Annotated in this window: 6 protein-coding genes and 4 tRNA genes; 9 read left to right on the top strand and 1 reads right to left on the bottom strand. The window is 30.3% G+C overall.

Annotation, left to right across the window (positions count from 1 at the left end; translation table 4 throughout):
* The first annotated feature begins 532 nt into the window (after positions 1-532).
* From MDIS_RS01995 to MDIS_RS04370, 9 genes are all read left to right on the top strand, one after another.
* Positions 533-1,948 (top strand): hypothetical protein, encoded by a 1,416-nt coding sequence (locus MDIS_RS01995; protein WP_044635418.1) that lies wholly within the window; start codon positions 533-535, stop codon positions 1,946-1,948.
* A 320-nt stretch (positions 1,949-2,268) separates the two neighbouring features.
* A tRNA-Tyr gene (locus tag MDIS_RS01990) sits at positions 2,269-2,352 on the top strand.
* A gap of 4 nt (positions 2,353-2,356) precedes the next feature.
* Positions 2,357-2,431: transfer RNA gene (locus tag MDIS_RS01985), tRNA-Gln, on the top strand.
* Positions 2,432-2,482: 51 nt separating this feature from the next.
* On the top strand, positions 2,483-3,922 hold the full coding sequence (proS, locus tag MDIS_RS01980) for a proline--tRNA ligase (protein ID WP_044635417.1): 1,440 nt from the start codon (positions 2,483-2,485) through the stop codon (positions 3,920-3,922).
* Between the two features lie 62 nt (positions 3,923-3,984).
* Entirely contained in the window at positions 3,985-4,341 is a 357-nt protein-coding gene (locus MDIS_RS01975) for a thioredoxin family protein (protein ID WP_044635416.1), read from the top strand.
* Positions 4,342-4,494: 153 nt separating this feature from the next.
* Positions 4,495-4,587, top strand: a tRNA-Ser gene (locus MDIS_RS01970).
* 4 nt (positions 4,588-4,591) lie between these two features.
* Positions 4,592-4,676: transfer RNA gene (locus MDIS_RS01965), tRNA-Leu, on the top strand.
* Between the two features lie 388 nt (positions 4,677-5,064).
* Positions 5,065-5,244: a hypothetical protein gene (locus MDIS_RS04375; RefSeq protein WP_044635415.1), complete on the top strand. Its 180-nt coding sequence runs from the start codon at positions 5,065-5,067 to the stop codon at positions 5,242-5,244.
* Between the two features lie 3 nt (positions 5,245-5,247).
* Positions 5,248-5,421, top strand: coding sequence for an IS3 family transposase (locus tag MDIS_RS04370; RefSeq protein ID WP_232034191.1), 174 nt, complete (start codon positions 5,248-5,250; stop codon positions 5,419-5,421).
* A gap of 255 nt (positions 5,422-5,676) precedes the next feature.
* Here the strand turns inward: MDIS_RS04370 and MDIS_RS01955 are convergent, their stop codons facing one another.
* Positions 5,677-16,680 (bottom strand): hypothetical protein, encoded by an 11,004-nt coding sequence (locus MDIS_RS01955; RefSeq protein WP_044635414.1) that lies wholly within the window; start codon positions 16,678-16,680, stop codon positions 5,677-5,679.
* Positions 16,681-17,113 lie beyond the last annotated feature (433 nt).

Below are 17,113 nucleotides of genomic sequence, written 5' to 3'. Positions count from 1 at the left end.
ATTAAGGTATCAGCTTTTCTTTGTTTTTGTTGTATTGTTTTTGAATATTTTTTCAAAAACAATAATTTATTAAATTTTTAAATATTAAAATATTTTTTTTGAAAAAATATTAATTTATTAAAAAACAACCTATTTTAGCACCTGTTATCGCATACTTTTTTTAACTCAAAAAGTTAAAAATTATTTTCGAAAACAACAACAACAATGATAATAGTGATAACTTTTAATAAATTTGCCTTATTTATATTATAAAGACCTTAAAAATTTGATTTGCGTTGTAATTCTTTAATCACTTATAATTTTGAATAGGAAAAATTTGATAAAAAACTGCATAATTTATTTTTTTCTGTTTATATCGGTAAAAAAAATTAAATTAGACAAGGTTTTAGAAATAGTTTTTGGCGGTTTTTTAGAAACAAAATTGAAAATTAGTTAAGAAAATTAAGTTAGATTTATCGGATATTTTGTGGTAAAATTAAAAAAACAAACTAGCAGATGAACATTTAAAAGAGATCAAGAAAAAGGGGTTTTTATGAATTGAAATCAGGATCAAAGCAAACAGAATCCGAAAAACAAAGAGACAAAACAGCCGAATTTTTTTATACCTAGAAACCCTAATCAAAACAATAGTAATAAAAACCAAAATAGCAATTTCGCATCCCGTGATCGCAATTATCAACAATACAACAACTTCCAAAAGACAAATTATGCAAAAGAGCAAAAATTCGATAATCCTAATCCTTTTGAAGGTGAGGTTATAGAAAAAACTAGTATAATAAATAAAAACGAATTAGAAGCACAAAATAGTCCGGAATATTATTCACAACCTGAAGATAGTTCTAGTTATTCTAATCACCTAAAAAATAATAGACAATTTCAAGAAACATACCAAAGTGTTGAAAATAATAATAAAACTAAAGAAAAACAAGAAAAATCTAAAAAAACAGCAAAAATTCCCCGACAAAATTTGTCAAATTTGCTACACGAAGATGAAAATCAGTTTTTCAACTTCCTTGCTGATGCAAAATCTGTTGTTGAACTTACAGATTTAAACTCTAAAATGAGTTATCGCGAACAACATACGAATTGAATTAACAGTTTTTATCATCTTAATTCAGAAATTTTTCAAAAACACGAAAAAAGCACTAAAAAAAAACTAAATATTATTGAAAAACTTTGAAATAATATTTCATTAACAGGAAAATCCGTTTATTATACAATTGCAACTTTGCTTATTTCACTTTTGATGTTAGTTTTTTGACTAATTTTTGCTGGTTTTAATAATTTTACCTTTTGGCAATATGCTGCTTTTGTCGGTTCTTTTGCTGGTTTTTTAATTATTGTTCAACTTTTAGTCTATTTTAATAATTCAAAAAACCGCCAAAAAAGTCAAAAAATAATTTTTTATTATGTTGCCGATTCATCTTTTTTACTAATTAATTATTTAGTAAGGCTAGTTTTTTTATTAAGCCCACTTTTTGCCGATAAATTAATAGTTTTTAACCAAAATCAAGATATTTCCCAACTTTTCCAAACTGGTGGTGACATTTTAAGTTCAACAAATGAATATACAAAAATTCTACACTTTATTGCTCTTTTCCCTTCAATTAGTTATTTTCTTGGTCTTTGTTTTTTTATCCCGTTAAAATGATCGCAATTTGTCAATAATTTCTGACTAATCTTTGGAATTTTTAAAGTTTTTTCATACCTTAATCTAGTCAAAGAATACCGTGCAAGAAATAATGATGATAATTTGCAAAAAAAACTAAACTCAAAATGAGTTAATTTATATAAAATAGGTAGGCCATTAACTAACTCGTTTCATCCTGCTTTTCTTTATGCTTTCAAAGTAATAAAAACAAATCCGAATTTACCAATTAGCGAGCAAGACAAACTTGTTTCATACGTTTTTAATTCGGTTAATAATGACATTGTAAAATATCGTTAATTTTTTTATTTTGTAAATTTTTTTCCTAATTCTTTTGTTAAGATTTGTGCTAAAAACATATTTTGTAAAAAAAAAAAAAAAACATTTTTTTACAGTTGCATCACTAAAAAATAATATTTTTCATTTTAAGAAGATAAATGTGAAAAAATATGTCTTTTTTGATATTTTGTTGTAAGATTATAAAACTTTCGAACCAATAAAAAGGTTTTTAAATGTGATTTTGTTAAATATTAATTGCTTTTTAATGAAATTTAAAAAATTTTTAAAACTTCTCGTAAACACAAAAAAATATGGTATAATTATTTTTGCGCTTGTTAACCGGGGGGTTTGCAGAGCGGCCAAATGCGGGTGGCTGTAACCCACTTTCTTCGGATTCGGGGGTTCGAATCCCTCACCCCCCACCATTTTTGCCCCATAGCCAAGTGGTAAGGCAACGGTTTTTGGTACCGTCATTCGTTAGTTCGAATCTAACTGGGGCAGCCAAATGTTAAATCACCAACAAAAAATTAAAAAACAAAGTAAAACAAACCTTTTATGAAGAAGCCTGAAAAAATAACCTCAAAAACCGATGATTTTGCTAAATGATACGTTGATGTTATCACACAGGCTGATCTTATGTCATACGCTCCCATTAAAGGAACAATTTATTTCAAACCACTAGGTTACCAAATATGGGAGAATATCACCAAAGTTGTTAATACATACTTTATCAAGCAAGGTGTTAAAAACGTTTATTTTCCTCTTCTAATTCCAAAAGATTTTATTGATAAAGAAAAAAAACACGTTAAAGGTTTTGCTCCTGAACTTTTAACAATAACACAAGTCGGTGAAAAAAAATTAAGCGAAAAAATTTACGTAAGACCAACTAGTGAACTTCTTTTTGCCGACTATTTTCGTACAGAAATCGCCGCTAATAATGTTTTACCTATAAAATTAAATCAATGAAGTCAAGTTTTGCGTTGAGAAAAAACAACCAATCCTTTTTTGCGAAATACTGAATTTTTATGACAAGAAGGTCATACAATTCATACAACAAAATCAGAAGCAGTAATATTTGCTAAAAAAATTGGAAAATATTATAAAAATTTTTTAGAAAATTACCTAGCAATTCCTGCTGTTTTTGGAAAAAAAACAAAAAGAGAAAGATTTGCTGGCGCTGTTAGTACTTATACAGTCGAGTCAATGATGCAAAATTGCCGCGCATTACAATCGGCAACTTCTCATTTTTTAGGTCAAAATTTTGCCAAAAATTTTGATATAAAATTCAAAAATGAAAAAAATGAAACAGAAATTCCCTATCAAACTTCATGAGGTATTTCGACCCGACTAATTGGTGCTATTGTAATGGTTCATAGCGACGATAACGGACTTATTTTACCCCCAAAAATCGCACCAACCCAAGTTGATATTCTTGAATTTTTTGCTAAAAAAAATCAAGAAGTTAAAATTTTTGCTAAAAAAATTGCAAAAATTTTAAAACGAAAAAATATAACCTACCAAATCGATGATACCGACGAACAAATTGGATATAAAATTAATAATTCAGAAGTTCACGGATCGCCTGTACGTATCGAAATTGGGCCTAAGGAAGTTAAAAATCAAGAGGTTTGTTTAGTTCGTCGCGATACTCGTGAAAAGATTTTCTTCCATATTTCCGAGTTAGAAACTAGATGCTCACAGATTTTAAAACAAATTCAAACCGACTTATTTGAAAAAGCAAAGAATCGTTTAATTGAAAATACTGTTTTTGCAAATACTTTTGAAGAATTAGAAGAAGAAATAAAAAATAACAAATTTGTAATTGCTCCTTTTAGTGAAAAAATAAAATCTGAAGTAGAAATCCAAGAAAAAACTGGCGCAACTGCTCGTTGCGTTCTTACAAAAAAATCATTATTTAAATTACCAACAACTGGAATATCAATTTTTAGTGGTAAAAAAACTAACAAATTTGTTTTATTTGCAAAATCATACTAAATATTAAAATTTTATACATAAAGTTGGTTAAATATGGTAATATTAATACAAAAGGAGATATTATGCCAATTTTCGACATTCATTCAACTGAAGACATCAATCTCAAAATTTATAAAAATTCCGCTGTGCTTCTTGTTTTTCACCAGCCAGGTTGTGGTGCTTGCATATTATTTGAAAACACTCTCGATGAAATCAATAACAAATACGGTGTTGATGGTCTAGTGATTATTCGAATAAATGTTCGTGAAAACATCCAGTTTGCTCGTGAAAATCAAATTCAGGGAACTCCAACAACTTTATTCTTTAAAGACCAAAAACAAGTTCATCGACTTGAAGGTTATGCATCAACCGATATTCTTGAAAAAAGTTTAAAAAATTTTAAATTAGTCGCTAATGATACGTTAGTTAAAAAAATGTAAATAAAACCTCATTATTTTAGATATGAAAAAGCAATTTCCAAGAAAGAAATTGCTTTTTTTATTCAAAAAGTAAACTATCTGATAAAAATTAATCCAAAACAAATTGAAAATTTTTTATTTTTTGGTATAATTATAGTAATCATAATAAAAACTGGATCAGTACTCAAGTGGCTGAAGAGGATATGTTGGAAACGTATTAGGGGTCTCAACGGACCCGCGCAGGTTCAAATCCTGTCTGATCCGCCATTGTGCTCTCGTGGTGAAATTGGTATACACGTTAGATTGAGGTTCTAATCCGGAAACGGGTGCAAGTTCAAGTCTTGTCGAGAGCACCAAATAAAAATTCCACATAAAAGTGGATTTTTGTTATTTATTTTTATTATTAACGCTAAATCAGTAACCTGAAAAAATTTGTGATTAAAAAAGACCCTTTGAGATAAATTAGTAGAAAAAATTGAGACACACCATAAAAGGTGTGTTTTTTTATAAAACAAAATAAATTTTCAATTAATGAAAAATCAAATATATCAAAATTGCTGAATCGCAACGATTCAAAAGTGCGACTATACATTTTGTAAATGAGTTTCGTGAAATATATAAAAATAAATCAGTTAATAAAAAATCGCAAAAAGAAATTTTTTTACAGACATATGCGAATAATTTAATTCGAAACTGACAAAAAAAAGTATTATAATTATGGCATAAACGGATTAATTAGGACACGTGTTAAAAATAAATCGCCACGTAAGTCAAAAAAAACACACAATTAACGATCTTTCGGAAAATGACCGCGGAATTTATCAAGAAACAATGGAAAACAACATTCAACAATCAATGTCGCCAAAATGAAACGTGCTTACAAACCGCCCGATTGAATACTTTTATGCTATTTTACAAAGATAATATTTGAATGTTGAGGGTAAAATTTTTGAAAATCTCGAAGATGCACATCGAAAAATCAGCTCATTTGTTAAATGATACAATAAAACTAGAGTGCAAAGTTGCCTTTCATATTTGAGTCCAAATTCTCATTTTGAACAATTCGATACTCAAAAAAATTTTCACAATTTTGGAGAATAAAAAAAATAATAAAAATTTGTTTTAAAATTAAAAATAACGATGTGTCTCATTTTCCTATACTAATTTAAATTAAATTATAACTTAAATTGAAACTACCATAGCAAATTTACTAATTAAATTTATGATCAAAAAACATTTAAAAGTTGAACTTTTTACCTTGCGGTATAACTACGCCGTAAAACTCAATTTTTTAATTTATTAATATTAATAATTAAATATTTATATTATATAGATTAATATAGTCATTGTTAATTATTAGTAAGTTATTTTATCCCAAGCATTTTCGTTAGAAACTCAAGGGACAAAATAAGGGTTATCGGCTTCAATTGTTAATGAAGAGTTTCCTTTATATGGCAAAAGATATCTAAATTGTTTGCCATATTTATTAATTGTAATATAGTGTTGGTCTTCTGCATACGATGTTCCAATTGTTTTTTTAAGATGTGCGTTTTTTCCTGGGTTTGGTGGTAAAAAAGGGAAAATCGCTAACCCAACAAAAGAAAGTGATGTTCCAGGTTCAGGAAGATCGTACTCAGATCAAGTAAGCGGTGCTAAATTAATATTTATTTTTTTCTGGCTCATATCTAAATCTTCTTCGAACGTCAAACCCCTACCGTTTTTATTACCAAACAAATAAAACTTGCCACTTGGCGCTAGAAAAATACCATATACCATTGTTGGTATTAATTGTTGAATTTGACTAAAACCAGCAGAACCATTATTACCAATTTGGAGACTAATTTCAAAATTATGCGTAGAAGGATCGTATCTTGTAGATTTAATTCCGAACGGAATAGTACTTTTATCACCAAAAAATCTATTAATAAAGTCTAAAATTGGATACGAGATTCAACGTCCGCCGAAAATTCCACCAGTTTGTATTTTTTGGTATCTGTAATTAACATTATATCTTTTGTCTGCTTGAGTAGGGTTTGAATTACTTTTTGAAAGTGTTTTTATTGGCCCAGTTGGCCCTAAAAAGAAAGTTTTGCCATAATTAATTTTTCTTATTGTAGTATCGGAAAATCTTTTTCCAACAGAATTATTAAAAGCGTTTTCGATTCTTCGATCAGTTCCACCAAAGGCAGCTATTTCACCGTGCCAAACGCTACCAATAGGATTTGTGAATCAATTACCTCAATATGGATCTGATTTATCAACAACCGGCAATGTCATAAACGATAAATTAACCTTTTCTGACTGCGTTGGAACTAAAGGTTGATAATAAATTTCGTCATTAATTTTCGAATGTTTAGTATTTGGGTTTAATATTATTGGATTGATGTTAATTATCTTTGATTCGAAGGAAGAAGCATTAGTATAGTAATATGTAATAATTAAGCCGACTTTTGTAATTTGACCTTTAACTTCTACCTTCGCTAATCTAAGTGCATAAAATTTATCTTGTGATTGGTTTTTTATTGTTTTTTGTTCCGGAATGATTGACTTTGGTATTTTATTTATTAATTCCTTATATGAATGTCTATTATCATTTAACAAAACAGAAAACGGATTATTAAGATTATAATTGTATGCATAAACATCAAAATCTAAATTTGCTATCTGGTTTTTACTTTGTTTAATATTCCAACTGTTATGTTCTAATTTTCTAATATTCCCAGTATCATAACCTGGGTCAACCGCTAAACTAGATCTAGTTTCTGGGTCTCTAATTTGGTCTTCAATTTCCTTAATTCCGCCAGATGTTAGTCTGGTTCAACTATCAATATTATCAATTCCTGTAGTCGCTTTAGGAAATTGATTATTTAATGGTAAAAGCAAATTTTTAGGATCGTCAAATTCCATTTCAACATAAGCGGCACCAGCATTAATTGGTTTAATCTTTGATGATTTTAGTAAAATTCTATTTGTATACTTACTAAAATCATCGAGTTCAATTGTTTTAATTTTTGAAACTACAGATTTTATATTTTGTAAATTACTAGTATTTTTATTTTTGCTTTCAGCTTCATCGATTTTAGAAATTAATTTTGAATCTTCAGCATTTTTACGGTTAAAGTGGTTCTTAAAATATTTGTACTGAACAGCAAAACGCATTTTATAAAATTTAAGCCATTTTGAAGGATTTCCTTTCAAACTAAAGGCGAATATTCTTTTTGTTCCTAAATTTTTTTTAGGTAAGTTTTGCTTATTTTTAAAATATTCGGTATAAGTGTTTAAATTTTCCAAACGTTGTTTTTCATTTTTAATTTGTTCTATGCTCTTAGTGATTGCTTCCTGAACTTGTCTGCGTTCCTGTTGTAATTTTTGAACGTATTCGTCTTGATAACCAGAGTTAACAGTAGTTTTGAGTCGCTCCAATCATTTTTGTTCGTCATTCTCAAAAATTTTTTTCTGTTCTTCAAGTGTTTCAATTTGTTTTTCAATCTTGGTCTTTTGAATAAGAATTTGCTGTAACTCCGGATTTTCTTGGTAGTTAAACTCCTCTTCCAAAAGTTCGCGTGGATTTGTTAGATAAGGAGTACCGTCGTTGTTTTGAATAACTTTTGTAATTTCCGTTGCAATTTGTGATCAAGTAGCCGCATCAGTTTGGTCATTATTCCTATCTTTTTGTTCGTTTCCTTCAAGAATAATTTTTCATTTATCAATTTGAGTTTCATCAATTGCACGGTAAGGATCATCGAAAGTTAAATAAATTTGTTGCTCAAAAGTGTTCTCTTTCCCCTCTTTGTTAGTAAAATTAGATATTTTCCCTTCTAGTAAAACTGGTTGTGCTAATTGAGTAGTGAAGGAAATATTGGCATTAACATCTTTTTTTATTTCACTTGCATCTAATTTAATATTAGGTTCATCGACTGGGCTAACTTCTTTGATTGCATAAGTAGTTGAAGGGAAAAAATTTCCATCACTTTCGTCAGTAACTTCGGCCTGATTTAGTGTTGCAATCATCGTTGATTTTAATTTGTCAGCAGTTATTGTAAATTCTTTTCTAATCTCGTTGACATTTTTTCCGGTATATCGACTACCATCAGGATTTGTTGGTTCGAAAGTTACACTAATCTTCTTTCCATCTAATGATCACATTGCAATTGGGTCTAAACTTAAAGTTAATTTTTCAGATTTATAAGGACTGCCTGTTATTAACTGTTCGTTTTTAAGACTCACATTTGATAATTTAGAAAAAGTTGTTTGAAATATTTTTGAATCAAGCTTCGTTGGCTTATTAAAATCCTTAATTTCAATTTTGTAATCTCTTTCACCGAAAGGAATTTCGATATCGCTTGCAACTAATTTTTCAATTTTATATTCTAATTTTGGAATAAGTCCCTCAATTAGGTACTCTAGCTCAAAAGTATCATCATCATGAAATTTGCTTGATATTTGTGAAAAAGCGGCGAGCGTAATCGGCAATGAGCTAGCGGCTTTTTTATTTGGGTCAGGTTTAATTGTAAGAACGACTGGGTTTTTAGTTATTTTGTCAAAATTTTCTCTATAACCTTTTAATTTTATTCTTAATTTTACCGATGTATCTTTTATATCACTTGCAATAACTTGTTCAATTACCGGGGGAATAGTGATTTCTTTTTTTAGTTTTGGAGCATATTTAAGATTATATTGATGATCGGGAATTTCAATTTTAATTTTACCTTTGTTCGATAATGCTTTCGGCGTGTTTTGAACATTTTTTAAAGAAAAATCGATGCCTATTTTACCGCCAGGTTGAATTTTGCCTTGAATTTCTGAATTATTTAAATCAATTTCAACTTTATAAGGGGTTGCTGGTTTTGTTAATTCTTTTGTGATCTGTACAGAATCAATTTTTGCTAATTCCTGATCACCATTATTTTTATCTTTAATTGTTGCAGTTAACGATCCGTTTTCTAATCAGGAATCCTCTTTATCAAAATATAATTCAATTTTACCAAATACTTTCGATCCATCTTCAATGCTGCCAGGCGAACTGGGAAATAGATTTTCTCCAGTTCTTAAATTGTTAACTTCTAAATCAGCAACATAAATTTTTTGGGTGATAGGAGTAAATTTTTTTTCTGACACTGTATCAAGTGAGTTGAATTTAATACCACCAATTACTAGGTTTTTAATTTCGTAAGTTTTAAATTTATCAAGATTTGTTAATTTAAATTGAAGTTTTCCTTCTGGATTATATTTTTCCACAGAAGTAAAACTAATTTCTTCATCACTTTTTTCAGATTTAGCGATTGTGATTGTGGCAAATTCTCTTGGGATTTGCAAAAATTGATTACTAAACTGAAATTCTAGTGTTGCCGATCTTCCATCAGCGTTTTCATCCGGATTTTGAATAAAATTGGTGTTTTCTTCATAATTAAATTTAGCTTTAGTTTCAAAAAGCGCATCTTTTTGATCAGCCTTAAAATTAACAACCTCAGCAGATTCAACTTTTTTAACTTCCATTTGCCCATCTCCGAGATTGGTAGGACTTTGGCTTGCTGAATTTTGAGAATCAACAGTTTCAATTTTTAATCTATCATTTTTTCTGTCGACTTGATCAACTTGACCTTGGCTAGCGCTTGTTTCAGGTTCTTTAATTGTAAATTTAGTAATTTTATAGACGGTATTTTCTTTGATTTCAAGGCTTGGATTTTGTTGATCTTTATTAGAATTTTTATCAATTCTTACCTTTGTAAGCGAACCTTCAGGCACAAAAGCATATTTAAGAGTTTGCGCTTGTGGTTGTTGTTGTAAAGCCGAATTTGGTTCAGGAGTAATCTCCAATTCAATTTTATGTTTGTTTCGTCAAAGATATTCATCTTTTTCATCAAATTGGAAATAAACAGTTGCGGCTTCATCTTCGTAAGCACCGACTTGCGAAAAGTTAGTTAGTCAGGCTTTTTTCCCTGGTGTAGTAAATTCAGTTTTTTCTACCCGAGGGGTTTTATATTCTGACTGATCAATTTTTTGATTTTTATAAACAAAATGTTCAATTTCATACAGCGAAGCTTTGTTTAGATTAGTTTCAAAAGTAACAACATAGAAATGGGATTTGTTATTTTGATCATTAATTTTTTGAATCGAAGTTGCTTTTGTAACTGTTTCATATTTTTTCAGTGTTTTATTATAAAGTTGAACTTTGAAGTGGTTTTTGTCTTGATCTTGATCTTGTAGCTCATCTGATGAAATAAAATAGGCATAAATTTTGGTATCAATCCCCGAAGATTTATCTTTTTCTTCAGTATAAATTAGCTGATCATATAATGAAATTGGGATTGTTTCAATTGTTTTTTTGGATTCTTCAAATGTTTGTTGCCCCTGAGTTTGAGGAGTTGAACTTTTGGCTTCAAATTTAGCTTCTTTAGTAAATCCAGCGTTAAACTCGATTAAATCTTGATTTTGAACTGAACGTTTTTTTCGACCACCTGAAGATGTATCTGGTTTTTGAATAAGTTCAACTTTTTCAATTTTATATTTAAATCCTTCGAAAAGTTTGTCAGAATCAATGTTTTTATTTAAATTAGTAACTCCACCGATGTTTTGAATTCCAAAATCTGTTTCTAATGTATTTGTAGTTTCACTAATTTTTGTAGTATCAGGTCGAATTGGAAGGAAAAAACTTTTCTGTCCTTGTTGCTCATATCGATCATCAAGAACAACATTAACTGAACCATCAGAGTTAATTACTCCTTCAACTGTCGAGATTGGGATTGAATTATTTGTTTCATCCTGTCTTTTATAGGAAATTTTAACTTTATACCCTTCAAGATATTTAGTTACTTGATCATCTAATTGCAATTTAACATTAGCAGTTTTGTTTGTTTTATTATAAGTTGATTTAATATCAACAACAGCAAAACCTGTCGGCGTTGTCCGAAAAAGTCGGTCTTGATAAGAAACTTGATCCTCGTCAAAGTTAATTGTTTGGACATTTTGCCCTTGATTTTCGTAAGTAATTGAAACTAATTGGTAGTAATTTAAAGGAGTTAAATTTGTTGCGCTGAAAGTATATTCAGAAGTTGAAGAATTCAGTGCCGGACGACCTTGAAGGACTGCTTCATGTTCTTGTCCATCACTAATATCAATATACTTTAGTTTCATTGACGCTAAAGCAGCGCCTTCTAAAAGTTTTGTTGAACTTAAGGTGATTTTAATCTCACCGTTTGTTCCTGCCAAATTTACTTTTTCCACTTTTGTTATATAAGCAGCGGTGTCAAAAGTTTTAGTAAGACTTTGAGTGCCTGTTCCTCCAGTTTGCAGCGGTTCTGTTCTTAGATTTACAGCAGCAAAATTATTCTGTCCTGTCTGAGTTTGCACAGTTTGAAATTGACTTCCCACATTTTCAGTTTGATTTTCAACATCACCTTCAGCAAATAAACTAACAACATCGCGGCGGCTACGAATTCTTGTTGCTTGAATTCCAGCGCTTGCTGATAAAACCTGAACTTGATCACTTCCAGTGATTTTATTTAACGGGAAATTTTTGACAATTTCTTGGTTAGAATTGGTTTCAGGTTCAAATTCTAACTTCGAAATTTCAAATCTTGTTCCTTGCGGAACTTTAGTTTTAACATTTTCCTTATTTATATTAAAGACGGCAAGTCCGTCATTTTGAACAACGGCTTCGGCGGTTAGTTCTGGATCATCGGGTCCAGTTTCCCCTAACTTTTTAAAGTTAATTTTAACTTTATTTCCCACTAAAAACCAGTTTTTATTAACATCGAAAACCATTCTAACAACGGCACCGTGTTTTTTAAACTCGGTTTGGTTAATAAATTCGGGTAAAACTTCTTTGGCGGTCGTATGAAATTGCTTTTGTTCTTCCGTTAGACTATTTAAAAACCCAACTGGAACGCCGTTGATGAAAATATCAACAAGATTATAAATTGTATATTTTTCCAGATTTTCGAAGCTAAACTTAGCCGTTGCGGTACTTTGGCTTTCATCGTATTCAATTTGCGCCCCAGTTTCGGCAATTGCCCCAGTTCTATTTGATTTAATAATAAGGCGAATTTGATTTTGTTGGCCGTTTTTGGTTTTTCCTGTTCCATAATCAGCAAAAAATTTCTTTGGATCTTTAATTTTAAGTTCGATTCCAGCGCTTGTATCAGATAGATTTGTTTTGTCAATTTGAACTGTTGCTGGTTTTTTCGGAATCAACCCCGAGTCAATTTTGACTTCAGAAATTAAAGATTTTGTGGCAAAATCTTTTTTGTTTTTTGCTTCAACTTCAGTTTGATCAAATTTAACTGTTACATTTTGAATTGGTTCTGGCGCTTGTCTGCGAATTCGAGTCAACGATCTTGTACTTCTAACAGGTGTACTTTTTTTCGTTAATTTTAAATCTTTAATTTCATAACCAGTTGCTTCTTGAAGCCCTTCAATTGTAAAAGTTGCTTGATTATTCGAAATGTCTACCTTCGATGATTTTCTAACTTCTTGACTTCCTTTTAAAACATATTCTAATTCCGCCTCAAAACGATTATTTAGCGCGTTATCCTCGAGTGAGTCAAAAAAAGTTGTCAGTAAAACGCTTGTCGAAGAAATATCGGTATAACTTATATCTTTGACCGTAATTGAATCAAGTTGGGTGGTAAATGATTTTTTACTTTCATCATTTTGAATCGTCGATGAAAACGGAATTGAATAAATTCCGTTTGATCTTACAACTTGAATTGAACTAATTTCGTATTTTGTAAGTTTGTCTAAATTATCACTAAATTCAAAAGTTGCGCTTGCGCTGGTTTTTTTATCTCCAGGTCTTGATTCTTCAGCTTGAATTTTTGCCGAAGTTAGTACAAGTTTTCCAGTCGCTTTATTTATTAAAGTGATTGTAGCAACTTGATCTTTTTTTAGTTTAAGAATTTCGTTATTTGAATTTGAAAAAGTTACTTTAATTGTGGCAGAACGTTGTTTGTCTTGTTGTTGTTGTTGTGTTGCGGTCGGATTAATTTCGACATTAGAAACAACGATATCTGTGGCAAATTTTAGGGTTTTTTGTTTTGAAGCATCGTTAATTTCACCAATTTGACGATGTTGACCAACTGAATCTGCCGTGCTAAATTCGTTGACAATTTCGAATTTAGGTCCGGTTGTCTGATTTTCTTTATTAGTTTTGACTGTATTATCATCCAATTTCAACGACTTGATTTTATAATCAGAACCTTCTTTTAGTCCTGAAAAATCAAGTTCTGCAACTAATCTTCCGTCTTCTAATTTTTTAATTTGAACTTTTTGTTTTTTATTGTTGGTCTCTCCAGTATTAATGCCATCCACCTGAGTAAAAACGGCTTTTGGATCGCTATCCTCGTCGATCTCAACCTCAATTTGCTTTTCTGCTAAATAAGCATCGCGAATTGGATCAAAATAAATGTGAACTTTAACTGAATTTTGTTTAATATCTGAAAAAACAAGATTTTTAACTTCAATTTTATCAACATTGACGGTAAATGAAGTTTTTTCTTTCTTTAATTCATCTTTAACTCAAATTTCAGAATTAGCTTTAGAATAGTCATTAATTGAAACAAGTTCATATTTTGCATTTCGATCAAGGCTAGAAAATTCAAATTCAACAGAAATTGTTCCATTTTCTTCTTTTGCTTCACCATTTGCTGTCACGATTGCATCTGTTTCTGCATTTTTTAGTAACAAAGTAAGGTTTTGTGTTCCACCACTATTTTTTTTAACGAGTGTTTTTTCGGCGTCGTTAAAAGTAAGTTTAACTTTTACGGTTTCATTTTGATTTTTTTCAATAGTAAATTCTTTTAACTCTGGTGCGGAATAGATTTTCTGGCTACCTTTTTTTGGATCATCAAGTTCAGGTTGGTATTCTTTAGCTTTAATCTCAAATCCAACGGAGGTTTGAATATTTTTATCTTTTGTCAGATTAGTAATTTTACTAATTTGGTATTCTGAACCAGCTTCAACATTTTGATCAAAATTTAGTTTTAAAACTAAATTTTGATCAACCTCCCCTTCGACTTCGATAGTTTTAGAATCTCCACCTTGTTTTGCTAGAGTGACTTTGATTCTATCATTTTTTAAGAAAGTGTCTTTTACTGGATCAAAAGACAATTCAAGGCCGATTTTGTCGTGTTTTTTCTCAAATTGGACAACTTTTTCCACCGTTGCCGTTGTTGCGACAGTGTTAAAATTACGTTGTTCAGCATCATTTTTCTCTAAATCTTTAGCAAACTGAATCTTCTGTGAATCAACTAAAATTTCTGTAATTGTGTGATGACTTAATTTTGAAAGACCTTGAAGATCGAATTCAACCTTATTTTGCCCATCATTTGGATCTTCAATCTCTTTTGTGGCGCTAGCAGTTGCGCCGGTAGCATTATTTTTAACAAAAATTACTGCGGTTTTTTTATTACCATTTGGTCTTTTGTTAAAATTAGGATCTTTTGTACTAAAATTAACTGTTATTGTTGCCGAATCTTGTTTTGGAACTGTTTGAATCGAAGCAATATCAGTTGTTGTATAAAAAAATAGCTGATTTTCAGTTTTATTTTCACCTTTTTGGTCTAAATATTCATAAGTTAGATTAGTTAGACCTTCGTCTTGGCCAGCGGCAGGTTCAAGATTTTTAAACACATATTTTTTCCCAGGACTGAGATTTGACAGTTTGACTTTGATTGCATTATTTTCAACTAGTTGGAATTCGCCATTTTCTGAGTTAGTTTGACTTTGATTTTCTTGACTTATCGGGTTTGATTGAACAATTTTTCCATCTTCGTCTGTAAAATTAACCTTAAATTTATAGCCGTTTAGAAAATTATTAAAACTTGGGTCAAAATAAATTGTTGCTATCGCTGAATTTTCGCTAATTGAATCAAAATTTGAACCAAAAATTTTGATTTTTTTATATGCTGTTGTAAATTTAGCATTCAAATCTAAAATCCCGCTTGAACTAAAAAATTCAGCTTGTTCAGGAATTTCAAGATCGGCTACTTGGTATTCAGTTTTTGGATCTAGATTGTCTAATTTAAAATGAAGAATTAATTTATTATCCTTAATTTCATAGTCTTTTTGAGTATTATTCCCACTACCTGCAGCGGCTGCATTATTCAAACTTACGCTGATCGTTTTAGAAAGATTTGCAAAACCGGGTTGACCGAAAACTAATTTGGCACTAAAGTTATTTTTGATTCCAGTTTTGACAATATTTTTAAAATCACCTTCAATTTCAACGGTCGCGGTCGCTGTTGTTTCGGCAATTTTGTCAAAATCAATTTTATTAACACGGTATTTGATGAAAAATTCATCGTATTTTAGTTTTTGTGCTGATTCTTTGCTTTCATCAAATTCGATTTTAACTGCTAATTCAGGTTGGTTTTCAATTTCAATTTTATCAAGTTTATAAACCGAAGAGACTTCAAAATCGCTTAGTTCAAATTTTATCTCTGAACCTTGCGCACGCGCAACCTTGGATTTATAAAGTTTTCCTGGTTCATCTTTTTTATAATAATATAAATAAAGGTTTTTATCGTTTAGGTATGAAGATTCTAGTAAAAACCCGAAAGTATATTCAACTTTTGTTGGATAAATTTTTGGTTCTAACTTAATAAAAGTTTTCAAATCGGAAATTTTGGTGACAAAATTCCGCTTCGGCGAACTAATTTCCAAATCATTTTCCCAACTAACATTGCGATAATCAAAGCCGTCGTGATTGGTTGCAAAAACGGAATTGGGAATTTGTGAGGCAAAAATTAACTTATCAAGGGCATATTTTGTTGCATTTACAAGCCCTTTTGGCTGCAATTTAATTTTATAAACATTATTTTTATCAGTTTTTGAAAAAGTTGCTGATGTAGCAACAATCGAGCTGTCATCAAGATATAAAAGTGCCTTTTTATCAGTTAGGTCATCAGCAGAAGCCACACTAAGTTCGACATCGGCAAAAGTTGCCCCAATTGCAATTTTTGAGTCAATAATTGCTGCTGGAGTGTAGAAATTTTTCGAAAAAGTGTTACTAAATTCGATTGTTGATGACTCAAGGTTGAAACTTTCGATTTGGTAAGTAGAACCTGGATCTAATTTATCAAGGTCAAAACTGGCTAAATTAGCACTAAAAAACGATTTACTTGAAAATTTTTGCCCAGTTTCAACATTTTTATAATTCAATGTGATTGGTTTGTTCTGAATAATTACAGTATTATCGAAATTTTCAAAATTAACAGTAAGTCTTTTTTGCGAATATGATAAATTTTGGTCAACTAAAGTTGTTGCAATTAAACGGAATTTTGCCGTTTTTGTCTCAAAAAGACCCTTTTTTGACTTATCTTTTTCAAAGTCAATCTTTGGATCTAGCGGAATTTTCTGCATCGGCTGCAACGGAATTGCGCTACGATTCTCGCTATCAACATAACGAATTGCGCTGATTTTATAATCAAGTCCAGGGTGTAAATTATTTAGACTAAATTCGGCGGCACCGTTTTTAACAGTGGCAGAATCAACATAAGAAGTATGGATTTCTTGGGCATTATTGATTTTATTTTCGAGATTATCTTCTTGATTTTTAAGGACAAAATAATACTCAAGGGCGACTTTTTTTCCTTCTAAATTCGCGGCTTCATCGGCAAATTTAACCGAAACTGATGCTGTAGAAGGTGTTTTTGATTGAAAATTAATCGTGCTAACCGCAGGCGGAGTATCAACAAAATTGGCAACATTTTGTCCAAAACCAATTACTTTTTTTGCCGCAAAACCTTTTTGCTTTTTGTCATCAAGGTAAACTTTTAAATAATAACGTTTCCCG

The organism is Mesomycoplasma dispar, from assembly GCF_000941075.1.
Taxonomy (GTDB): Bacteria; Bacillota_I; Bacilli_A; order Mycoplasmatales; family Metamycoplasmataceae; genus Mesomycoplasma; species Mesomycoplasma dispar.
Note: the sequence above shows the minus strand (reverse complement) of the source record. Positions and strands in the feature narration are given on the sequence as shown.